At 72.4% G+C, this 21,301-nt stretch carries 19 protein-coding genes; 13 read left to right on the top strand and 6 right to left on the bottom strand.

The features are described from left to right. The first annotated feature begins 306 nt into the window (after window positions 1-306). Entirely contained in the window at window positions 307-816 is a 510-nt protein-coding gene (locus ACFWBY_RS09310) for a hypothetical protein (protein WP_385340854.1), read from the top strand. Here the strand turns inward: ACFWBY_RS09310 and ACFWBY_RS09315 are convergent. The 4 genes from ACFWBY_RS09315 to ACFWBY_RS09330 form a co-directional block, all read right to left on the bottom strand. Beyond that, entirely contained in the window at window positions 797-1,426 is a 630-nt protein-coding gene (locus tag ACFWBY_RS09315) for a Maf family protein (RefSeq protein WP_385340853.1), read from the bottom strand. The genes ACFWBY_RS09310 and ACFWBY_RS09315 overlap by 20 nt on opposite strands. Before the next feature lie 128 nt (window positions 1,427-1,554). Further along, window positions 1,555-1,689 carry a morphogenic membrane protein MmpB gene (gene mmpB, locus ACFWBY_RS09320; RefSeq protein WP_385340851.1) on the bottom strand — a complete coding sequence of 45 codons (135 nt, stop codon included), beginning with the start codon at window positions 1,687-1,689 and terminating at the stop codon, window positions 1,555-1,557. Between the two features lie 105 nt (window positions 1,690-1,794). Beyond that, the gene (locus ACFWBY_RS09325; protein ID WP_385336869.1) at window positions 1,795-2,004 is read right to left on the bottom strand and encodes an acyl-CoA carboxylase epsilon subunit; all 210 of its coding nucleotides are present in this window, start codon (window positions 2,002-2,004) and stop codon (window positions 1,795-1,797) included. Window positions 2,005-2,026: 22 nt separating this feature from the next. Further along, on the bottom strand, window positions 2,027-3,622 hold the full coding sequence (locus ACFWBY_RS09330) for an acyl-CoA carboxylase subunit beta (protein ID WP_385336872.1): 1,596 nt from the start codon (window positions 3,620-3,622) through the stop codon (window positions 2,027-2,029). A 441-nt stretch (window positions 3,623-4,063) separates the two neighbouring features. Between ACFWBY_RS09330 and ACFWBY_RS09335 the strand changes: the two genes are divergently transcribed. The 5 genes from ACFWBY_RS09335 to hutH all read left to right on the top strand — a co-directional run bounded on the left by ACFWBY_RS09335 (window position 4,064) and on the right by hutH (window position 10,147). After that, window positions 4,064-4,918 carry a biotin--[acetyl-CoA-carboxylase] ligase gene (locus ACFWBY_RS09335; RefSeq protein ID WP_385336875.1) on the top strand — a complete coding sequence of 285 codons (855 nt, stop codon included), beginning with the start codon at window positions 4,064-4,066 and terminating at the stop codon, window positions 4,916-4,918. 136 nt (window positions 4,919-5,054) lie between these two features. Then, window positions 5,055-6,248 (top strand): adenylate/guanylate cyclase domain-containing protein, encoded by a 1,194-nt coding sequence (locus ACFWBY_RS09340; RefSeq protein ID WP_385336878.1) that lies wholly within the window; start codon window positions 5,055-5,057, stop codon window positions 6,246-6,248. A gap of 101 nt (window positions 6,249-6,349) precedes the next feature. After that, window positions 6,350-7,120, top strand: a complete 771-nt coding sequence (locus tag ACFWBY_RS09345) for an enoyl-CoA hydratase/isomerase family protein (RefSeq protein ID WP_385337069.1) — start codon at window positions 6,350-6,352, stop codon at window positions 7,118-7,120. 154 nt (window positions 7,121-7,274) lie between these two features. Beyond that, window positions 7,275-8,420, top strand: coding sequence for a diguanylate cyclase domain-containing protein (locus ACFWBY_RS09350; protein ID WP_385336881.1), 1,146 nt, complete (start codon window positions 7,275-7,277; stop codon window positions 8,418-8,420). A 185-nt stretch (window positions 8,421-8,605) separates the two neighbouring features. After that, window positions 8,606-10,147: a histidine ammonia-lyase gene (gene hutH / locus ACFWBY_RS09355; RefSeq protein WP_385337072.1), complete on the top strand. Its 1,542-nt coding sequence runs from the start codon at window positions 8,606-8,608 to the stop codon at window positions 10,145-10,147. Between the two features lie 112 nt (window positions 10,148-10,259). On the opposite strand, the gene ACFWBY_RS09360 is transcribed toward hutH, so the two are convergent. Further along, window positions 10,260-10,559 carry a hypothetical protein gene (locus tag ACFWBY_RS09360; protein WP_385336884.1) on the bottom strand — a complete coding sequence of 100 codons (300 nt, stop codon included), beginning with the start codon at window positions 10,557-10,559 and terminating at the stop codon, window positions 10,260-10,262. A gap of 240 nt (window positions 10,560-10,799) precedes the next feature. Between ACFWBY_RS09360 and ACFWBY_RS09365 the strand changes: the two genes are divergently transcribed. The 5 genes from ACFWBY_RS09365 (at window position 10,800) to ACFWBY_RS09385 (ending at window position 15,988) form a co-directional block, all read left to right on the top strand. Then, a complete protein-coding gene (locus tag ACFWBY_RS09365; RefSeq protein WP_385336887.1) occupies window positions 10,800-11,141 on the top strand; it encodes a hypothetical protein in 342 nt (113 codons plus the stop codon). Between the two features lie 116 nt (window positions 11,142-11,257). Beyond that, window positions 11,258-12,535, top strand: coding sequence for an Ig-like domain-containing protein (locus ACFWBY_RS09370; protein ID WP_385336890.1), 1,278 nt, complete (start codon window positions 11,258-11,260; stop codon window positions 12,533-12,535). A 178-nt stretch (window positions 12,536-12,713) separates the two neighbouring features. Then, window positions 12,714-14,204, top strand: coding sequence for an ABC transporter permease (locus ACFWBY_RS09375; RefSeq protein WP_385336893.1), 1,491 nt, complete (start codon window positions 12,714-12,716; stop codon window positions 14,202-14,204). Window positions 14,205-14,316: 112 nt separating this feature from the next. Then, window positions 14,317-14,994: an ABC transporter ATP-binding protein gene (locus ACFWBY_RS09380; protein WP_385336896.1), complete on the top strand. Its 678-nt coding sequence runs from the start codon at window positions 14,317-14,319 to the stop codon at window positions 14,992-14,994. Window positions 14,995-15,028: 34 nt separating this feature from the next. After that, window positions 15,029-15,988, top strand: coding sequence for a GNAT family N-acetyltransferase (locus tag ACFWBY_RS09385; protein WP_385336899.1), 960 nt, complete (start codon window positions 15,029-15,031; stop codon window positions 15,986-15,988). Between the two features lie 18 nt (window positions 15,989-16,006). Here ACFWBY_RS09385 and ACFWBY_RS09390 read toward each other — a convergent pair whose 3' ends face one another. Next, complete coding sequence (locus ACFWBY_RS09390; protein WP_385336902.1) at window positions 16,007-16,909, bottom strand: helix-turn-helix domain-containing protein; 903 nt, start codon at window positions 16,907-16,909, stop codon at window positions 16,007-16,009. A 279-nt stretch (window positions 16,910-17,188) separates the two neighbouring features. Here ACFWBY_RS09390 and ACFWBY_RS09395 point away from each other — a divergent pair, with 279 nt between their 5' ends. Both ACFWBY_RS09395 and ACFWBY_RS09400 read left to right on the top strand, forming a co-directional pair. Further along, the gene (locus tag ACFWBY_RS09395) at window positions 17,189-18,235 is read left to right on the top strand and encodes an NAD(P)-dependent alcohol dehydrogenase (protein ID WP_385336905.1); all 1,047 of its coding nucleotides are present in this window, start codon (window positions 17,189-17,191) and stop codon (window positions 18,233-18,235) included. 268 nt (window positions 18,236-18,503) lie between these two features. Beyond that, entirely contained in the window at window positions 18,504-21,257 is a 2,754-nt protein-coding gene (locus tag ACFWBY_RS09400; protein ID WP_385336908.1) for a PKD domain-containing protein, read from the top strand. Window positions 21,258-21,301 lie beyond the last annotated feature (44 nt).

Genomic DNA, 21,301 nt, shown 5'->3' on the forward strand with positions numbered 1-21,301 from the left:
GTAACCCTGCCGCGCGTCCCTGGTCTCTGTCCGCCAGGTCAGCGGGCCCGGGTGATTCTTTGTCGAGTCCCTACGAACGGCCCATTCATTCTTTGCGTGACCGCCGTGAGGACGCCGCGCCGATGCCGCGCCGACGCCTGAGGGGCGCCGGGCGGTCGCCGGGTGGGAGCCCCACCGTAACGAAGCGGTCCCGGCCCCTTGTCGGCAGGATTACCCGTTAGTAGCCTCCAGGCGTCGAACAGGCTTGTGCTTGTGGGGGATGGGGGCGTCGTGGCTGGTGTGGGTGGCGTGGTGCTGCGGAGATCCGTGGCCGGAGCGACCGCGGTCGTACTCGTCGCCGAGGGGGCGGTGCTCGCCTTCGTCCACCTCGTCCTCGGCCGGACCACCGCGAACCAGTCGATGTCCATCGCGGGCATGGATCCGGCTGTCATGTCCAAGGCAACCTACGCAATGGGTGCCGGCATGGGCGGCTTCCTGCTGCTCTGCGCCGTCCTCCTCGCCGTCGCCGCGGTCCGCGACCGGGCCCCGGGCGCCTTCGCCCGTGTGCTCCTCATCACGGCCGCCGTCACCCACGGACTGCTCGGCGCCCTCGTCGTCGGCCTGGTCGGCTGGGCCGCCTTCGCCGTGATGATGACGATCCTGTGCCTGCTGGTGGCGAGCCTGATGCTCTACGCGGCCAAGGGCGCGGGCGGGGCCGGGAGCGCGGACGGCGTCCGGCGGGCGGACGGCGCCGACGGCGGCCCCGAGGTCCAGGACGCGCCGCCGGGCCACCCGCTGCTCGGGGACTTCGGGGATTTCAAGCCCACAAGTCCGTGATCGACACGTCCAGTTCGGCCAGCAGGGAGCGCAGCAGCGGCAGGGAGATCCCGATCACATTGCCGTGATCCCCGTCGATGCCGTCGATGAACGGCGCCGACAGCCCGTCCAGGGTGAACGCCCCCGCCACGTGCAGCGGCTCCCCGCTCGCCACATACGCCGCGACCTCCGCGTCCGTCGGCTCGCCGAAGCGGACCGTGGTCGACGCCGTGGCGGAGACCTGGCGGCCGGTCGCCGTGTCGATCACGCAGTGGCCGGTCCGCAGCACCCCAGCGCGCCCGCGCATCGACTTCCAGCGGGCCGTGGCCTCCTCGGCGTCCGCCGGCTTGCCCAGCGCCTCGCCGTCCAGCTCCAGCACGGAGTCGCAGCCGATCACCAGGGCGCCGGCCGCCTCGTCGAGGGCCGCCACGACGGCCGCCTTCGCCTCGGCCAGCGCGAGCGCCAGCTCGGCGGGGGAGTCGGCGGTCAGGGCGTCCTCGTCGAAGCCGCTGACGATCACGTGCGGGGCGAGCCCGGCCTGGCGCAGCAGGTTCAGCCGGGCGGGCGAGGCGGAGGCCAGGACGAGCGCGTGGCGGGCGTCGGGGCGGTGTTCGGCAGTCATGCCCGCCATCGTAGGGCGGCCCGGACGACGGGCCGCCGCAGCCCGGGAGGTGCACAGCGGGCTGCCGTGACCCCAGGGCGCCCCCGGGTGTGCCGCAGCCGGTCGCCGCGACCCGGTGGACCTACCCGGTCACAGCACTAGAAGCCGCCCAGGCCGAGCACGTACACCACGACGATCATGGCGAGGACGACGACCAGCGTCATCCGACGCACCATCGCCTGGGCCTCGCGCATGTCCTTCGGCGGCTCGTCCTTCGGGTCTGACCAGAGCATGCCCTGATCCTGACCCCGGGAACGGCGGTGGCGCCTGAGTACGGGTACTCAGGCGCCACCGCCGGTTTGCGTCATCTTCGCCCGCGCCGGAAGCGGTCCGCTCGGCTAGGAGGGCCAGTACGTACGCCCCCACGCGCCCGGACCGGGCCGCGGCAGCGTCCGCCGGGCCACCCGGCCCGGCGCGGACCAGGCGTCCGCCACCCGCTGCGCGCCCGGCGGCACCGATGCCAGCGCCGCCGCGCGCGCTTGGACCACCGCCAGTGCGGCGGCCAGCTCCTCGGGGGTCGGGTTCCCCTTGACGACCTTGATCATCATTGTGAGCTCCTCGTGGTGCCGGCTAGAGCGGGATGTTGCCGTGCTTCTTCGGGGGCAGGGACTCGCGCTTGGTGCGCAGCTGCCGCAGCCCCTTCACCACGTGCGCCCGCGTCTCGGACGGCATCGTCACCGCGTCGATGTAACCGCGCTCGGCGGCCGTGTACGGGTTCAGGAGCGCGTCCTCGTACTCGGTGATGAGCCGCGCCCGGGTCTCGTCGGCGGTGCCGGCCTCCTCCGCTTCGGCGATGGCCCGGCGGTGCAGGATGTTCACCGCGCCCTGCGCGCCCATGACCGCGATCTGCGCGGTCGGCCAGGCGAGGTTCAGGTCGGCGCCCAGGTGCTTGGAGCCCATGACGTCGTAGGCGCCGCCGAAGGCCTTGCGGGTGATGACGGTGATCAGGGGGACGGTCGCCTCGGCGTACGCGTAGATCAGCTTCGCGCCGCGCCGGATGATTCCGTTGTACTCCTGGTCGGTGCCCGGCAGGAAGCCCGGCACGTCGACGAACGTCAGCACCGGGATGTTGAAGGCGTCGCAGGTCCGTACGAAGCGGGCCGCCTTCTCGGAGGCGTCGATGTCCAGGCAGCCGGCGAACTGCATCGGCTGGTTGGCGACGACCCCGACCGGGTGCCCCTCGACGCGGCCGAAGCCGGTGAGGATGTTCGGCGCGAAGAGCGACTGCGTCTCCAGGAACTCCGCGTCGTCGAGCACGTGCTCGATCACGGTGTGCATGTCGTACGGCTGGTTCGCGCTGTCCGGGATCAGTACGTCGAGCTCGCGGTCGGTCTCGGAGACCTCGGTGTCGGCTTCCTCGGGGAAGGCCGGGGCCTCGGAGAGGTTGTTCGACGGGAGGTAGGACAGCAGCGACTTCACGTACTCGATGGCGTCCTTCTCGTCACCCGCCATGTGGTGCGCGACGCCGGACGTGCTGTTGTGCGTCCGCGCCCCGCCCAGTTCCTCGAAGCCGACGTCCTCGCCGGTGACGGTCTTGATGACGTCCGGGCCGGTGATGAACATGTGCGAGGTCTGGTCGACCATGACCGTGAAGTCGGTGATGGCGGGGGAGTACACGGCCCCGCCGGCGCAGGGCCCCACGACCAGGCTGATCTGCGGGATCACTCCGGAGGCGTGCACGTTGCGGCGGAAGATCTCGCCGTACATGCCCAGCGCGCTGACGCCCTCCTGGATGCGGGCACCGCCCGAGTCGTTGATGCCGACCAGCGGGCAGCCGGTCTTCAGGGCGAAGTCCATCACCTTCATGATCTTCTGGCCGTAGACCTCGCCGAGGGCTCCGCCGAACACCGTGAAGTCCTGCGAGAACAGGGCGACGGGTCGCCCGTCGACGGTGCCGTAACCGGTGACGACGCCGTCCCCGTACGGGCGAGTCTTCTCCAGCCCGAAGTTCGTCGACCGGTGCCGGGCGAACTCGTCGAGCTCGACGAAGGACCCCTCGTCCAGCAGCAGGGCCACCCGCTCACGCGCCGTCAGCTTGCCCTTGGCGTGCTGCTTCTCCACCGCCCGCCCGGACCCGGCATGGGTGGCTTCCTCGATGCGGCGCTGCAGATCCGCGATCTTCCCCGCGGTGGTGTGCATGTCGATCGGCTCTGACGGTTGTGACATCGGGGTCGCGGCTCCCTGCGTGGTGTCAACGGCCTGGCAAATTACGTGACTACTACTAGCTACTGGTGCGTAGCGTATCGGCGGGCATGGCGCTCGGCAGTGCGGCGTTTGACACACCGCATCTGGCTTGCCTGGCCCCGCCGTCCCCCTTAGGGGACCGCTCGGGGGACCGCGCCGCGGACACGGGCGCGTCCACCTTTCGCACGCACCCGTACGGTCCGCGACGGCTCCGCGGTGATCGCGTCGGTAGGGTAAAACGCGGAACCCGAACGCCCGCTCCACCGGATGCCTCCCCCCAACCCTCAAGCTGGGAAGGGCCATGTCACGCACGCACGCCCGGGTCGAAGCGCCACACGGCGACACGCCGGATCGGCACGCCTCCGGCCCGATGGCGCGCCTCCTCCCCGGCCTGAAGGCCGGGGCTTCCACACGAGGGGAATCTTGATGCCGTCAGATGCTTCCGAAGGCCGCTGGTCGAACCTGGACCGGCCGCCGCTGAACGCCGCCGCGCTGCAGCGGGCCCTCGTGACCGGGGAGGGCCTGTGGACCTCGCTGGAGGTGGTGGGGTCCACCGGGTCGACCAACAGCGACCTCGCGGCGCGGTCCGCGCAGCTGGCCGAGGGGGCCGTGCTCATCGCCGAGGAGCAGACCGCGGGGCGGGGCCGGCTGGACCGGAGCTGGATCGCCCCCGCGCGGTCCGGGCTGTTCTTCTCCGTGCTGCTCAAGCCCGAGCCGCAGGTGCCGCCGGAGCGGTGGGGGTGGCTGACCCTGCTGGCCGGGGTGGCCACCGCGACCGGGCTGTCGCGGGCCGCCGGGGTGGACACCGCCCTCAAGTGGCCCAACGACCTGCTGGTCACCGTCGAGGGGGAGGAGCGCAAGACCGGCGGGATCCTCGCCGAACGCGTCGACGAGGGGGTCGTCATCGGGATCGGCCTCAACGTGACCATGACCGACGAGGAGCTGCCGGTGGAGACCGCCGGGTCGCTGCTCCTGGCCAAGGCTTCCGTCACCGACCGGAACCCGCTGCTCAAGGCCGTGCTCCGCTCGCTGGAGCAGTGGTACGGGGACTGGCGCGCGGCCGGGGGCGACCCGGCGGCCTGTGGTCTGCAGGAGACGTACGCGGCGGGCTGCGCGACCCTCGGCAAGCACGTGCGGGCCGAGCTGCCGGGCGGGCGCACCCTCACCGGGACGGCCGAAGCGGTCGACACGGACGGACGGCTCGTCGTGCGGACCGCGGACGGGGAGCGGGAGGCCGTGGGAGCAGGGGACGTGGTCCATCTGCGGTCGGTCCGGTAGCCCGCCGGGCGGCCGGTCCCGGGTGGCGGAGCGGGGGAGTGAGCTACGGCACACCTGCCGTATGGTTTAGGCGATCCCGGTCCTTGCGGTGATCAACCGGTTGGGCAGTGCGCACGGAATGGACAGGAGGCGGCCCTTGACCGTCGACGACCCGCAGTCCAGCGCGTCCGCCACCGGAGCGGCGCCCTCCTCCGGGCCCGCCCCGACCTCCGGCGCGGGCGCGAGCCCGGCCACCCCGATCGGCCGGGACCAGCACACCCCCCACCACGAGGTCGACCACACGGCGCAGCCGACGGCCGACCCGCTCGCCATCCGCCTGGAGCAGCTGATCCTGGGCGCCGAGCGCCGGTACACCCCCTTCCAGGCGGCCCGCAGCGCCGGGGTCTCGATGGAGCTCGCCTCCCGCTTCTGGCGGGCCATGGGCTTCGCGGACATCGGCCAGGCCAAGGCGCTGACGGAGGCGGACGTACTGGCGCTGCGCCGGCTCGCCGGCCTCGTCGAGGCCGGGCTGCTGAGCGAGCCGATGGCGGTGCAGGTGGCACGGTCCACCGGGCAGACCACGGCGCGGCTCGCGGAGTGGCAGATCGACTCCTTCCTGGAGGGGCTGACGGAGCCGCCGGAGCCGGGAATGACCCGTACGGAGGTCACGTACCCGCTGGTCGAGCTGCTGCTGCCGGAGCTGGAGGAGTTCCTCGTCTACGTGTGGCGCCGCCAGCTGGCGGCCGCGACCGGGCGGGTCGTGCAGGTGGCGGACGACGAGGAGATGGTCGACCGGCGGCTCGCGGTGGGCTTCGCGGACCTGGTGGGCTTCACCCGCCTCACGCGGCGGCTGGAGGAGGAGGAGCTCGGCGAGCTGGTCGAGGCCTTCGAGACCACGGCGGCGGACCTGGTGGCGGCGCACGGCGGCCGGCTGATCAAGACGCTGGGCGACGAGGTGCTGTACTGCGCCGACGACGCGGGCACGGCGGCGGAGATCGCCCTGCGGCTGATCGAGACGATGGGCGCCGATCCGCAGATGCCGGAACTGCGGGTGGGCATCGCCTTCGGGACCGTGACGACCCGGATGGGCGACGTCTTCGGGACCACGGTGAACCTGGCCTCGCGGCTCACGTCCATAGCGCCGAAGGACGCGGTGCTGGTCGACGGCGCCATGGCCGAGGAACTCGGGCGGACGGGCGCGGCGCCGGTGTCCGAGAAGGAGGCGGAGGCGGAGGAGGGCGGCGGCCTGTACCGCTTCGCGCTCCAGCCGATGTGGCAGCGCCCGGTGCGCGGGCTCGGTCTCGTGGAGCCCTGGTCGCTGACGCGGCGGAACCCTAAGATCCCCGGGTAACGTTCGTTAACCGGGAGGGTCGCCCTGTGTCTGAGCCTGTCTCCGCATCACCCGAATCGTCCGCGTCGCACGCGTCGGACGTACCGCCCGCATCGGAATTCGTGGCCGTGCGCCGGCACGACGGCGGCGTCGCGGAGCTCGTCCTGGACCGGCCCAAGGCGATGAACGCGGTGTCCACGGAGATGGCGCGGGCGATCGGTTCCGCGTGCGCCGCGCTCGCGGCGGACGCGTCGGTACGGGTGGTCGTGCTCTCCTCGACCGCCGAGAGGGCGTTCTGCGTGGGCGCGGACCTCAAGGAGCGCAACTCCCTGTCGGACTCCGAGCTGGTCCGGCAGCGGCCGACCACCCGGGGTGCCTACGGGGGAGTGCTGGAGCTGCCGATGCCCACGATCGCGGCGGTGCACGGGTTCGCACTGGGCGGCGGCTTCGAGCTGGCCCTCGCGTGCGACGTCATCGTGGCCGACGAGACCGCGGTCGTGGGACTGCCCGAGGTGTCCGTCGGCGTGATCCCGGGAGGCGGCGGGACCCAGCTGCTGCCCCGGCGGGTGGGAGCGGCGCGGGCCGCGGAGCTGATCTTCACCGCACGGCGCGTGGACGCCGGCGAGGCGCTGACCCTCGGGCTGGTGGACTCGGTGGTCCCGGCGGGGTCGGACCGTGAGGAGGCCCTCGCCCTGGCCGCGCGGATGGCGGCGAACTCCCCGGTCGGGCTGCGGGCGGCGAAGCGGGCGCTGCGGCTCGGGCACGGCATGGACCTGACGGCCGGGCTGGAGATCGAGGACGCGGCGTGGCGTTCGGCCGCCTTCTCGGGTGACCGGGCCGAGGGCGTGGCCGCGTTCAACGAGAAGCGCAAGCCGGAGTGGCCCGGGGTGTGACGTCCCGCCCTGCCGCTCGGTGGGCGGGGGCGCCGGGCGCGCGGGGTGCGGTCCGGGGTCCGGGCCGTGCCCCTTCGTCACCAGACGTGATCGTGAGGCCGTCGAATGTCGCGTCCATTGTCACTAAATCGGACAAAACCCCTAACCTGGGGTGATGGGTGTTGACGGGCGGCTGCGAGCCGTCGTGGGCCTCGCGCAGGCCATGGCGGCCGCGTGCGCGCCGCGGGACAGTGTCCGGGCCGCCGCGCGGGGGGCGAGGCTGGCGATGGACGGGTCGTTCGCCGCCATTTCCGCGTGGGAGCGCGAGCGCGGGTGCCTGCGGGTGCTCGTGAACGAGGGGGAGCGCCGGGCCGGGGAGGAGGAGTTCCCCGAGGGCGAGTCCTACCCGGTCCATGACTTCCCGGAGATCACGGAGTTCCTGCACGAGCGCTGGGCGGGCGGCGGCGGCCCCCACGCCTGGGTGGAGAGCGCGGTCGGCGACCGGCCGGGCCGCAGGGGCGAGGCGCTGCGCGGGCGCGGGCGCGGGACGTGCGTGGTCGCGCCGATCGTGCTCAGCGGGCGGGCGTGGGGCGAGCTGTACGTGGCCAGGGACGAAGGGCTGCCGGACTTCGACGAGGACGACGCGGAGTTCGCGACCGTCCTCGCCGCGGTCATCGCGGCCGGGCTCGCGCAGAGCGACCGGCTGGAGGAGGCCCGGCGGCTCGCCTTCACCGACCCGCTGACCGGGCTGGCCAATCGGCGGGCCGTGGACATGCGGCTCGACGAGGCGCTGGAGGAGCACCGCAGGAGCACGGCGGATGCGCCGGCCGGGGGCGCGGGGACCGCGACGGTGGTCAGCCTGGTCGTCTGTGACCTGAACGGCCTCAAGAAGGTCAACGACACCCTCGGCCACGCCATGGGCGACCGGTTGCTGGAACGTTTCGGCTCCGTGCTCAGCCTCTGCGGGGCAATGCTCCCGGGATCCCTGGTCGCGCGGCTGGGCGGGGACGAGTTCTGCCTGGTCAGCGTCGGGCCGTCGGCGGACGAGGTGGTGCGGGTCACCGAGGAGGTGTGCCTGCGCGCCGCCGAACTGGAGCTGGGGGAGGGCGTCGCCTGCGGCGTCGCGTCCACCGGGGACCCGATCGGCCCGGTGAAGTCCTCGCGGCGGCTGTTCCGGCTGGCCGACGCGGCCCAGTACAAGGCGAAGGCCGCGCGCTCGTCGAAGCCGGTGGTGGCGGGGCGGGACACGGCGGTCGTCCGGCTGGCCGACGCGGCGCAGCGGGAGGCGGGGGAGCGGCGGCGGTTCCGGGGGCGGGCCTAGGCCGTCTCTTCCGGATCTTGCCGGGCCCGCGACGCACCTTCCCGGCCGCAACACTAGCCGTCGCCCGACGCGCCGTGCGGCAGCGTCCGACGGGCGGCCGGCGCAGCCGGGGAAGGGCGTCGGGGGCGTGGTGGAATCGAGGGGTGACATGAAGGGATTCAGTCCGTAGGGTGCTGAATATGGATATGCACACTGTCGTGGTGGGAACGTCCGGCACCACCGCCGAGGACGTGATCGCGGTCGCCCGCGGCAACGCCCGCGTCGAGCTCTCCGGTGAGGCGGTCGCCGCGCTGGGACGGGCTCGCGCGATCGTGGACGCGCTCGCCGCCAAGCCCGAGCCCGTCTACGGGGTGTCCACCGGGTTCGGGGCGCTCGCCTCCCGGCACATCAGCCCCGAGCTGCGCGCCCAGCTCCAGCGCAACATCGTCCGTTCGCACGCCGCCGGCATGGGCCCGCGCGTCGAGCGCGAGGTCGTGCGCGCACTGATGTTCCTGCGGCTCAAGACGGTGGCCTCCGGGCACACCGGCGTGCGTCCGTCCGTCGCGCAGACGATGGCCGACGTGCTCAACGCCGGGATCACCCCCGTCGTCCACGAGTACGGTTCGCTCGGCTGCTCCGGAGACCTCGCCCCGCTCTCGCACTGCGCGCTCGCCCTCATGGGCGAGGGGGACGCCGAAGGCCCGGACGGGACCGTGCGCCCCGCCGGGGAACTGCTCGCCGAGGCCGGCATCACCCCCGTCGAGCTCCGCGAGAAGGAGGGCCTCGCCCTCCTCAACGGCACCGACGGCATGCTCGGCATGCTGGTCATGGCCCTCGCCGACCTCGGCAAGCTGTACACCTCCGCCGACATCACCGCCGCCCTGACCCTGGAGGCGCTGCTCGGTACCGAGAAGGTCCTCCAGCCCGAGCTGCACGCCATCCGCCCGCACCCCGGCCAGGGCGCCTCCGCCGCGAACATGGCCGCCGTCCTCAAGGGTTCCGGGCTGACCGGGCACTTCCAGGAGGAGTCGGCCCCGCGCGTGCAGGACGCCTACTCCGTGCGCTGCGCCCCGCAGGTCGCCGGCGCGGGCCGCGACACCATGGCGCACGCCGCCCTGGTGGCCTCGCGCGAGCTGGCCGCCGCCGTCGACAACCCGGTGGTGCTGCCCGACGGGCGCGTGGAGTCCAACGGCAACTTCCACGGCGCCCCGGTCGCGTACGTCCTGGACTTCCTCGCCATCGCGGCCGCCGACCTCGGCTCCATCGCCGAGCGGCGCACCGACCGGCTGCTCGACAAGAACCGCAGCCACGGCCTGCCGCCCTTCCTCGCGGACGACGCCGGCGTGGACTCCGGTCTGATGATCGCCCAGTACACGCAGGCAGCCCTGGTCAGTGAGATGAAGCGGCTCGCGGTCCCCGCCTCCGCCGACTCGATCCCCTCCTCCGCCATGCAGGAGGACCACGTCTCCATGGGCTGGTCGGCCGCGCGCAAGCTCCGTACGGCCGTCGACAACCTGACCCGCATCGTGGCGATCGAGCTGTACGCCGCCACGCGCGCCATCGAGCTGCGCCACGGCCTCACCCCGGCTCCGGCCAGCCGGGCCGCCATCGCGGCGGCCCGCGCGGCGGGCGTGGAGGGTCCCGGGCCGGACCGGTTCCTCGCGCCCGACCTGGCCGCCGCGGACGCGTTCGTGCGGTCGGGTGCGCTCGTGGACGCGGTGGAGGCCGTGACGGGCCCCCTGGCCTGATCCCCCGCATGACGGGCGCGAGCCTGTGACGTGGAAGGGCCGCGGCCCGGGGGGCCACCCCGGACCGCGGCCCTTTTCCCGTACCGGGAACCCTTGCCGCGCGTACCCGCCGCTACGGCGTGCGCGATCCGCGTACCGAGAAGGCCACGAAGCCGGCGCCGAGGCCCAGGCAGAGCGTGCCGCCCAGCAGGTACGGGGTGGTGTCGATGCCGCCGCTGTCGGCGAGCTCGAGCGCGGCGCGGGCGCCCGGTACGGCCGAGGCGGCCTGGACCCGGACGCTTTCGGCAGCGGGCGCGCCGCCGGCGCTGTTCGCGTGCCCGGGGGCGGTGGCGTTGGCCGAGGGGACGAACCACAGAGCGGCGAGGAGGGTGGTCGCTCCGAGAGCGGTGACTGTCGATCGTCGTGCGGACACGGTGCGATCCCCCTTGTGGCAGCAGCGAATTGGCCGTGTCCGCAGATGGTACCTCCGCGACCCTCCGGGCTTCAGCCCGGTGGCGCGGAGTTCGCCGGGAGAGGTCGTCGAGCTCGTCTCGGGGGATATGGGCCATTTTTTGACATCGACAGCAAATGCCCCCTTTCGTCGGGCGTGTGGATGGCGGAAAGGGGCGGGTCGTGGGAAACCCGGGGAATGCACGGGATTACCCTCCGTCGTATGAACCCTTCTGAGACCTCACGATTCGTACGACTTCGAGTGGATCTGGTACTCGAAGTACCCGACGTAGACGCCCTCACCGGAGCCGCTCTCGCGCACATCAAGGCCGACGAGTTCATGCCGGACGAGGAGCGCGGTCACGCGGAGGCGGCGGTCCGGGAGGACGAATCGGAGGCTTTGGCCTACTTGGTGGACCCGACCGACCTGGTCGCGGACATCCCCGGAGTGGAGCTCGCGCAGGCTTCCTGGAGCAGCGAGCCCGTGGAATACGACCCCGAGTCCATGGAGTGGGACCTGGACGAGGAAGATGGGGACATCGACGAAGAGGCTGACAACGCCTGACGGTGGGGTTGACCACATCCCAATGGAATGTGGAAGCGACCCGGGGTGTTAACGCGTTGTCAGGACGAGGCAGGGGGGCCGTGCCCCCCTGCCCGGGGAACGGGGTTCCGGCAACGATGGAGTGGCGTGTGAGGACGGACAGCAAGCGACGGAGAAAGGCCCTGGTGGCCATATCCGCCGTGCTCGGTGGCGTACTGGTGCTCGCGGGATGCAACGACGCGGGCGACGGCGGGACGGATGCGCCGAAGGCCAACGGGGAGGCGTCGGCCAAGGCCGATGTCGACGCGGCGGCGGCCAAGGACACCTCCAAGGCGCGAATAACCATCGCCCCCAAGGACGGCGCGGCCAACGTCGGCCTGAACGACGCGGCGAACGTGACCGTCGTCGACGGCACGCTCACCCAGGTCGAGCTGAAGAGCAACGAGGGCACCGCGGTGGCGGGCAAGATCGCCGCCGACGGCAAGAGCTGGAAGCCGGACGGCGCGCTGAAGCGCTCGACCAAGTACGCGCTGTCGGCGACCGCGAAGGACGAGGCGGGCCGCGAGGCGCACGAGAACGCCTCCTTCACCACCGTCTCCCCGGAGAACAGCTTCGTCGGCTCGTTCATCCCGGACGAGGGCAAGACCGTCGGTGTGGGCATGCCGGTCTCGATCACCTTCAACAAGCCGATCAAGGACAAGAAGGCCGTCCAGGCGGGCATCACGGTCACCTCCACCAGCGGCCAGGAAGTCGTGGGCCACTGGTTCAGCGCGCAGCGCCTGGACTTCCGCCCGGAGAAGTACTGGCAGGCGAACTCCACCGTCACGCTGAAGCTGGCGCTGGACGGCGTCCAGGGCGGCCCCGGCATCCAGGGCGTCCAGAACAAGACCGTCACCTTCAAGATCGGCCGCAGCCAGGTCTCCACGGTCGACGCGAAGTCGAAGAAGATGACGGTCACCCGGGACGGCGCGGTCCTCAAGACCATCCCGATCTCGGCGGGCTCCCCGGAGAACCCGACGTACAACGGCCAGATGGTGATCTCCGAGAAGTTCAAGGAGACCCGGATGAACGGTGCCACCGTCGGCTTCACCGACGACGACGGCAAGGGCGAGTACGACATCAAGGACGTTCCGCACGCGATGCGGCTGTCGAACTCCGGCACCTTCGTCCACGGCAACTACTGGGGATCGGACTCGATCTTCGGCAGCGTCAACACCAGCCACGGCTGTGTCGGCCTGAACGACGCCAAGGGTGCGAACGACCCGAACCAGCCCGCGGCCTGGTTCTACGACAACTCCCTCATCGGGGACGTCGTCACGGTCGTCAACTCCCCGGACAAGACCATCAAGCCGGACAACGGCCTCAACGGCTGGAACATGAGCTGGGCGGACTGGAAGGCGGGCGCGGCCCTCTGACGCGCCGGTAGGACGGAACCCCGCGACGGACGGCGGGGAGCCCCCGGGAGGAAACCCGGGCGGGCTCCCCGCCGTCCGTCTTTTCCGCGTCCGCCCCCGTCCCCTCCCGGTCGCCTTCTCATCCGACTCTTACCCGCGGCTTATCCGGCGATCAGAGGTGCTGCCTAGGTTCGGCCGCATGTTCTTCACCTACCTCCGGCGCGAGTTGCGCCGCCGCAGGAAGGCGGCGCTCGTCGTCGCCTCCGGACTCGCCCTCGGTATCGCCCTCGTCATCGTCGTCACCTCGGTCTCGGCCGGGATGGCGCAGGCGCAGGGCCAGGTCCTCCAGTCGCTCTACGGCCTCGGGACGGACATGACCGTCACCAAGGCCCAGACCCCGCCGGCCGAGGGCGACACCGCCGCCCGGCCCCGGTTCCGGTTCGACGCGAAGGGCGAGGGCGAGGGCGAGACGGACGCCGGGGCCGAGCAGAGCAGCGACCTCGTCATGCCGCAGGGATTCCAGACGCTCGACGCCGCGACCGTGGCCGAGGTGTCCGGCCAGGAAGGCGTCGCCCAGGCCGTCGGCGGGCTCAGCCTCCAGGTGATGAAGGTCAACGGCCAGTTCAAACGCGGTGAGTTCAAGCGGACGGAGGGCGCCGCGAACGGCGGCGCCGCCTCCAAGCCCGGAGCCACGGGCGGCGCAGCCGGGGGTACGGGCGGCAGGGTCGAGGGCGGTGGCGCCGACTTCGACGTCAACTCCTTCTCCGTGTACGGCGCGGACGTCACACGGCCCGAACTCGGCCCGCTCACCACCTCCAAGATCACCTCCGGTCGCGGCTTCCAGGCCGGCGAGTCCGACGCGGCCGTCGCCGTCGTCGACAGCGCCTACGCCACGAAGAACAAGCTCGCCGTCGACTCCGAAGTGACCGTCAAGAACGCCAAGTTCAAGGTCATCGGCATCGCCACCGCCGACAGCGGGGACGCGGCCGCCAACGTCTACGTCCCGCTCAAGCAGGCCCAGACCCTCGCCGGGACCCCCGACAAGATCACCACCGTCTACGTCCAGGCCGAGGACTCCCAGGCGATCGGCTCGGTGAAGCAGGCCATCCAGAAGAACGTCCCCGACACCACCGTCACCACCTCGGCCGACCTGGCCGACACGGTCTCCGGTTCGCTCTCCACCGCCGCGTCCCTGGCCTCCACCGTCGGCACGTGGCTCTCGTACGCGGTCCTCCTGGCCGCCTTCCTCGTCGCCGGCCTGCTGACCTCCTCCGCCGTCTCCCGGCGGGTCCGCGAATTCGGCACGCTCAAGGCGCTCGGCTGGAAGAGCGGCCGCGTCACCCGCCAGGTCGCCGGAGAAGCCCTGGTCAACGGCCTGATCGGCGGGGTGCTCGGCATCGGCCTCGGGCTCGGCGCCGCCTACGCCATCACGGTGATCAGCCCGAAGCTGACCGCGCAGCTCGGGGCCGGGGGCGGCGCCGCCGGCGGCGGAAGTGGCGGCGGAATGATGCGCTCCGCCCGGCAGAGCGCGGGCAAGGCCTTCGACATCGCGCTCACCGCACCCGTCTCGCTCTCCACGATCGGCCTGGCCGTCGCCCTCGCCGTCGCGGGCGGACTGGTCGCGGGCGGCTTCGGCGGCTGGCGCGCCTCCCGGCTGCGGCCGGCGGACGCCCTGCGCCGCGTCGAATGACCCGGCCGCCCCGAGGGCTCCCGGCCGACGGGCCCGGCCCGCTGGTCCGGCCCGCGGGTCCGGCCGCCCGCGCGGCCGACCGTACGTACTTCTGAGCGAGCGAAGGAACGACATGTACCAACTCACGGGTGTCACCAAGCGCTACCGGCGCGGCAAGGAATCCATCGACGCGCTGGCCGGCGTGGACCTGACCATCGAGGACGGCGGCCGGCTCGTCATCCAGGGCCCCACCGGCGGCGGCAAGTCCACCCTGCTCCAGATGCTCGGCGCCCTGGACCGGCCGACGGAGGGAGCCGTCGTCCTCGACGGGCTCGACCTCGCCACCGTCTCCGAGGCCCGCCTCACCCGCATCCGGGCGCAGAGCATCGGCTTCGTCTTCCAGTCCTTCAACCTGATCCCGACCCTCACCGCGCGGGAGAACGTCGAGACGGCGCTCGTCCCGCTCGGCCTCGCAGCGCGCGACCGGCGCCGACAGGCCGCCGAGGCGCTGGACTCCGTGGGCCTCGGCGAGCGGATGGGCCACCTGCCCGGGGAGATGTCCGGCGGCCAGCAGCAGCGCGTCGCCATCGCCCGTGCGCTGGTGAAGCGGCCGAAGGTGCTGCTCGCCGACGAGCCGACCGGCAACCTCGACGAATCGATGCGCGACGAGATCATGGACCTGCTGGAAGGCCTGTGGAAGGAGCACGGCCTGACCTTCGTCATGGTCACGCACGACAGCGCGCTGGCGAAGCGGGCCCCGCGCCTCGCGACGATCCGGCGCGGCCGGGTGACGGTCACCGAAAACGCCTGAGCGTCCCGGCGCCGTCCGGTTTAGGGTCCGGAGCATGACGATCATGCCGCTCTCCGTGCCCCCGACCGACATCGAGGTCGACCACTGGTGGGCCGTCCTGGCCTCCGCCCGGACGGCCGACCTGCCGCAAGTGCCGCCGCCCTCCAGGACGGAGGTGGCCGGAGCGCTGCGGGTGCCTTCGGCGCGCGGGCGCTCGGTGTACTGGGCCGCGGAGGACGGCGTGGCCTCCCTGGTCCTGTTCACGGACGGCGTCAACGACCACACCGCGTTCCTCGACGAGCTGACGGTACGGCCGGACGCGCGGCGGCGCGGTGTCGGAACGGCCCTCTGGGAGCGGGTCCGGGACGAACTGCTCGCCGAGGGCCGGACCTCGGTCGCGACCGAGGTGGATCTGGGTGGCCCGGGTCAGGTGTTCGCCGAGTCCGTGGGCTTCGAGAACGTCCTGTCGATGGCCTGGTACGTACAGGACGTGCGGGCGGCGCGGGAGGAGTCCGCACCGCCCGCACCCGGCTACGAGCTGTTCTGCTGGCCCGGACTGGTCCCCGACGCGTGGGCGCCGGCGGTGGCCGTCGCCCACGGGGCGATGGAGGACGCGCCGATGGGTGACCTGGACCAGCAGATCCAGACCTGGACGGCGGAGCGCCTGCACGCGGCCCACCGCAAGATCCTCGACCGGGGAGGCGCGCTGACCACGGTCGCCGCCGTCACCCCGGACGGCGAGGTGGCGGCCTACACGGAACTGGTCCTCCCCGACCCGTCGGGCCCGCGCGCGCTCCAGTACGACACCGTGGTGGTCCCCGCCCACCGGGGCCACGGCCTCGGCCGCGCGGTCAAACTCCGCATGCTCGCGGAGGCGGCGGTCCGCCACCCGGATCTGCGCACCGTCGCCACCTCGGTGGCGGACGACAACACCCCGATGCTCACGGTCAACGCGGCCCTGGGCTACCGGCGCGAACGCGCGGTCGGCTACTTCCAGCTGCAGCTCAAGGACTGAGTCCGGGGACCCGGCCCCTCACTGGCCGGACGCGGGGGCGTGCGGCGCGGACGCCGGGGCGGCCGGGGCCGGCGCCGTCGCCGACCAGGAGGAGAGCAGGCGCAGGGCGTCGGCGGAGGGCGAGCCCGGCGGCGCGTGGTAGGTGACCAGGAACTGCGCCGGATCGTCCGGCAGGGCCAGGGTCTCGAAGGAGAGCAGGAGCTCACCGACCAGGGGATGGCGCAGGCGCTTGAGGCCGTGCGTCTTGTCGTCCGCCACCGTGTGGGCCGCCCACAGCCGGCGGAACTCCTCGTTCTTCACGGACAGCTCGCCGACCAGGGCCGTCAGGCGTTCGTCGTCGGGGTACCGGCCGGCGTACAGGCGCAGATTGCTCACCACCTCGCACGCCCGGCACTCCCAATCCGCGTACAGCTCGGACGTCGCCGGGTCCAGGAACACCAGCCGGACCAGATTGCGCTCCTGTACCGGGAGGGCCCCGAAATCGCCGAAGACCGCGGCCGCCAGCGGGTTCCAGCCGATGACGTCCTGGCGCCGCCCCACCAGGTACGCCGGCACGCCCTCCATGGCGTCCAGCAGCGTCCGAAGCTCCGGCCGGACCTGCTGCGGGCGCGCCGCCTGCCGCCGCCTGCGGGGCTTCGGGGCGGCCAGCCGGCTCAGGTGCGCGTGCTCCGTGCCGTCCAGGCGCAGCGCCCGCGCGATGGCGTCGAGGATCTCCGCCGACACGTTCTGCCCGTGGCCCTGCTCCAGCCGCGTGTAGTACGCCACCGAGACGCCCGCCAGCTGCGCCAGCTCCTCGCGGCGCAGGCCGGGGACCCGGCGGTGGCGGCCGTAGTCGGGCAGGCCCACGTCCTCGGGGCGCAGCCGGGCGCGCCGGGATCGCAGGAACTCGCCGAGCTCGGCTCGCTGATCAAGCTGGTCCATTACCCCAGTATCGCCTCGTGCGCGCGCGGGCCGCAGGGCTGTGCCTGACCCCGCCAAGGGTAGGTTCACCAGTCCTAGGCAGGACAGGGGGATGGGTGTCCCGGGCCCGGGCGGGCAAGCTGGCGGCCAAGGACGAGCGGCGCGACGCGGTGCGCCACCTCGCCGGACCGTGGGGCGCGATGCACGATGGCGCAGCCCAGCACGGGCTCGGCGCCGCACCGCGCAGTTCCACGGTCCTTCGACGCAGTCCCGCACAGCAGTCTTCCGAGGAGCCCCACCGTGTCCGTCACCCAGGTCGCCGCCTACGCCGCTCCCGCCCCCAAGGCGCCGCTGGAGCGCACCACCGTCCCGCGCCGCCCGGTCGGCGCGCACGACGTCCTCATCGACATCAAGTTCGCCGGCATCTGCCATTCCGACATCCACCAGGTCACGGACGGCTGGGGCGAGGGCATCTACCCGATGGTCCCGGGCCACGAGATCGCCGGCGTGGTCGCCGAAGTCGGCCCGGGCGTCACCAAGTTCGCGGTCGGCGACCGCGTGGGCGTCGGCTGCTTCGTCGACTCCTGCCGCACGTGCGAGCAGTGCCTCGCGGGCCAGGAGCAGTTCTGCGCCAAGGGCATGACCGGCACCTACAACGCCCTCGACAAGAACGGCGAGCCCACGTACGGCGGTTACTCCACGCACGTGGTCGTCGACGAGAACTACACCCTCCGCATCCCCGAGGGCCTCGCCCTCGACGTCGCCGCCCCGCTGCTGTGCGCCGGAATCACCCTCTACTCCCCGCTGAAGCACTGGCAGGCCGGCCCCGGCAAGCAGGTCGCGGTCGTCGGCCTCGGCGGCCTCGGCCACATGGGCGTCAAGATCGCCCACGCGCTCGGCGCCGAGGTCACGGTGCTCTCCCAGACCCTGCGCAAGAAGGAGGACGGGCTGAAGCTGGGCGCCGACCACTTCTACGCCACGAACGACGAGGCCACCTTCGACGAACTGGCCGGCCGCTTCGACCTGATCGTGTCCACCGTCTCCGCGCCGCTCGGCCTCGACGCCTACCTGGGGCTGCTGAAGGTCGACGGCGCACTGGTGAACGTCGGCGCCCCGGAGGAGCCGGTCTCGCTGAACCTGTTCTCCGTCATCGGCGGCCGCAAGACGCTGGCCGGATCGATGATCGGCGGGATCGCCGAGACGCAGGAGATGCTCGACTTCTGCGCGGAGCACGGCCTCGGCGCGGACATCGAGGTGATCCGGGCCGACGAGGTCAACGAGGCCTACGAGCGCGTCCAGGCGGGCGACGTCCGCTACCGCTTCGTCATCGACACCTCGACGATCTGATGACCTGACGGCCCCGGCCGTCGGGCCCCCTCCCACCGACAGCCCCCGGGCGCGCCACGAGCGCGCACCGGGGGCGTCGCACGTCTTGCGCAGGACACCCACGCGACCCGAGCCCCGGTCCTACGCCCGCGCCGGGCCAGTGTGATGATGACCGGAGATCCTGGGTTCGCGCGCCCGACCGTCGCCAGGGGGAAACGGTCGTGCGACGTCGTGAGGCGCCGCGCCCCAGTCGCATCCCCACCGCTTCTCCGCCGAAGGAACTCCGCTGGTGCGTCCTACTCGTGCGACGGTCCTGCTGACCGCAGGCCTCGTCACCCTTCTCGGCATACCGGCCACCGCGGCCGCCGCCGAGACCCCGACCGACCTTTATGTGAACAGTGCTTCGGGCTCCTGCTCCGACGCCGGAGCCGGTTCGCGGTCCGCCCCGTACTGCTCGATCTCGGCGGCGGCCAAGGTGGTCGGGCCGGGCCAGACCGTGCGGATCGCCCCGCAGACGCGCTACCCCGATGCGGTCACGATCGACCGCTCGGGAGAGCCGGGCAAGCCGATCACCTTCGCCTTCGGCGAGGAAGGGGTCGTCGGCTACCAGGCCTTCCTGGAAAAGGGCCTGACCATCAGCGGGGCCTCCCACGTGGTGGTCCGCGGACTCCAGGTCGAGGGAGGGGTGCGCATCGGCGCCTCCCACGATGTCGTGCTGGAGAAGCTCGGGGTCTCCGGCCCCCAACCCGCCGCCCTCGTGGTGGGCGGGGCGAGCACGGACGTACGCGTCATCCGCAGCACGCTCGACGCCGTCCGGATCGAGGGAGGCGCCCAGCGCACCGTCCTCAGCCGCAACGTGATCGAGGACGACCGCCGGGCGGCTGCGACGGTGCTGGACGCGCCCGGCACCGTCCTCACCAACAACACCATCCGCGGCGGATGCGGGGCGGCCGTGTCGGTCGGCGGGACCTCGACCGGCTCGGCACTGTTCAACAACGTGGTCCACACCCGGAGCACCCCCGCAACGTGCGCGGCCGCCGAGCCGCGGGTCGGCATCGCGGTGGCGAAGAGCGCGACGGCCGGCACCCGTGTCGACTACAACCTCATCGCGGGCCAGCCCGGCACCGTCGCTTCCCCCTACAACTGGGCCGGCACCAACTACCAGACGGTGGCGGCGTTCCTGGCCGCCGGCGGCCAGGGTGCGCACGACCTCCTGAGCCCGTCCCTCGACGGCATCGGCCCGTGGGACGGATCGCCCACCGTCGACTCGGGCGACCCCACGGCCCCGGGGGTGATTCCCCTGGACTGGGTCGGGGACCCGATCGCGGACGACCCGCGGGTTCCCAACACGGGCAAGGGCGGCGGGTACATCGACCGCGGTGCCGATGAGGCCCAGGACGACCTGCGCGGCGTTACCCTCTCGCTGAGCGAGAGCTGGGCGCCGGTCGGTACGCGGGTGAAGGCGACGGCCGTCGCGGACAGCCCCTGGTCGGCCGGCATCACCTACCACTTCGACTTCGGGGACGGCACGGACCCGGTCGTCACCAAGCAGCCCAGCATCGAGCACGTCTACAGCGCGCCGGGCGGTTACGCGGCTCAGGTGACGGCCGTCAACGGTGTGGGAGAGCGGGTCTGGTCCACCTACGCCCCGGCCAAGGTGACCCCGGCCGGTCCGCTGAGCGCGGCCTTCGCCGTCGATCAACCCCTGCCCACCGGGTCGGACCCGAACGCCATGGGGATCTCCCCGCTGACCGTTGTCGTCGACCCCACGGAGCTCACCGCGGCACCCTGGCCGGTGCTGAGCGCGGACGTGGAATTCGGCGACGGCAACACGGCCCGCGGCAGCGAGCTGCGTTCCTTCGAGCACACCTATGCATCTCCCGGCGACTACAAGGTGACGCTGACGCTGCAGGACTCCAAGGGTGCGAAGTCCACGGTCAGCAAGACCGTGAAGGTCGACTACGCCCCGTCCGGGTACGTCGCCACGGAGCCGTTCCGCATAAAAGACTCGCGCATCGACGGCACCCCCGTCCTGAGCGGCCGGCCGGTGGACGTGACCTTGCCGACGGCCTCGCGCATACCGGACCACCCCCTGTCGGCCAGCCTGGCTTCGGCGGTCGTCAACGTGACGGTCACCGGCGCCACGGAGGACACCCACCTCACCGTGTGGCCGGCCGGCCAGCCGCGTCCGGCGACCTCGAACGTGAACGTCCGCGCGGGCGGCACCTCGTCGAACACGGTCACGGTCCCGGCCGGTGTGCTGGGGACGGTCCAGGCGCAGTTGGGCTCCGGCAAGGCCGAGCTGATCGTGGACTTCGTCGGCTACTACCAGCCCAACATCGGGCAGCGGTTCTCCCCGCTCGCGCCGACGCGCGTCATGGACACCCGCGCCACTGGTGGTGCGCTGGGCGGCGGCCAGACCCGTACGGTCAAGGTCGCGGGCGTCAACGGCATCCCGGCGGACGCGACGGCGGTCGCCCTGAACCTGACGGGCACCGGGGCGTCGGAGCAGGCGCACGTGATCGCCTACCCGGACCCGGCGAAGCGTCCGTCGACCTCGAACCTGAACGTGGAGCCGGGCAAGGACAAGTCCAACCAGGCCATCGTCCCGGTCGGCCCCAACGGCACCATCACGCTCTACACGAACTCCGGCTCCACGCACGTGATCCTGGACGCGGTGGGCTACTACGGCAAGGACGGCAAGGCCCTCTTCACCCCGGTCGTCCCCAAGCGCCTCGCCGACACCCGCACCACCGGCAAGCTCGCACCGGGCGCGACCACGACCGTCTCCGGCCTCCCGGCGAACGCCCTCGGCGCGGTCCTGAACGTCACCGCCACGGACACCACGGCCCCCGGGTTCCTGACGGCGTACGGCTACGGCGGCACGCTCCCCGGGGCCAGCAGCCTCAACACGCTCCCCGGCGCCACCGTCCCCAACCACGTCACCACCCAGGTGGCCTCGGGCAAGGTCAGCATCTTCAACAGCTACGGCGGCGGCAACCACGTGATCACCGACCTCCTCGGCTACTTCACCCAGGGCTGACCCCGGCCCGAGAACGCCGAAGCCCCGGCTCCCGCGACGCGCGG

It is taken from the genome of Streptomyces sp. NPDC060049 (assembly GCF_042736715.1).
In the GTDB taxonomy this organism is placed as follows: Bacteria; Actinomycetota; Actinomycetes; order Streptomycetales; family Streptomycetaceae; genus Streptomyces.

Excerpts from the sequence above, each read along its gene's own strand:
- ACFWBY_RS09315 (WP_385340853.1), bottom strand. The coding sequence starts at position 1,426 with ATGGCGGGCATGACTGCCGAACACCGCCCCGACGCCCGCCACGCGCTC.
- ACFWBY_RS09330 (WP_385336872.1), bottom strand. The coding sequence starts at position 3,622 with ATGTCACAACCGTCAGAGCCGATCGACATGCACACCACCGCGGGGAAG.
- ACFWBY_RS09390 (WP_385336902.1), bottom strand. The coding sequence starts at position 16,909 with ATGGACCAGCTTGATCAGCGAGCCGAGCTCGGCGAGTTCCTGCGATCC.
- ACFWBY_RS09380 (WP_385336896.1), top strand. The coding sequence starts at position 14,317 with ATGTACCAACTCACGGGTGTCACCAAGCGCTACCGGCGCGGCAAGGAA.
- ACFWBY_RS09365 (WP_385336887.1), top strand. The coding sequence starts at position 10,800 with ATGAACCCTTCTGAGACCTCACGATTCGTACGACTTCGAGTGGATCTG.
- mmpB (WP_385340851.1), bottom strand. The coding sequence starts at position 1,689 with ATGCTCTGGTCAGACCCGAAGGACGAGCCGCCGAAGGACATGCGCGAG.
- ACFWBY_RS09375 (WP_385336893.1), top strand. The coding sequence starts at position 12,714 with ATGTTCTTCACCTACCTCCGGCGCGAGTTGCGCCGCCGCAGGAAGGCG.
- ACFWBY_RS09325 (WP_385336869.1), bottom strand. The coding sequence starts at position 2,004 with ATGATGATCAAGGTCGTCAAGGGGAACCCGACCCCCGAGGAGCTGGCC.
- hutH (WP_385337072.1), top strand. The coding sequence starts at position 8,606 with ATGCACACTGTCGTGGTGGGAACGTCCGGCACCACCGCCGAGGACGTG.
- ACFWBY_RS09385 (WP_385336899.1), top strand. The coding sequence starts at position 15,029 with ATGACGATCATGCCGCTCTCCGTGCCCCCGACCGACATCGAGGTCGAC.
- ACFWBY_RS09370 (WP_385336890.1), top strand. The coding sequence starts at position 11,258 with ATGGAGTGGCGTGTGAGGACGGACAGCAAGCGACGGAGAAAGGCCCTG.
- ACFWBY_RS09350 (WP_385336881.1), top strand. The coding sequence starts at position 7,275 with ATGGGTGTTGACGGGCGGCTGCGAGCCGTCGTGGGCCTCGCGCAGGCC.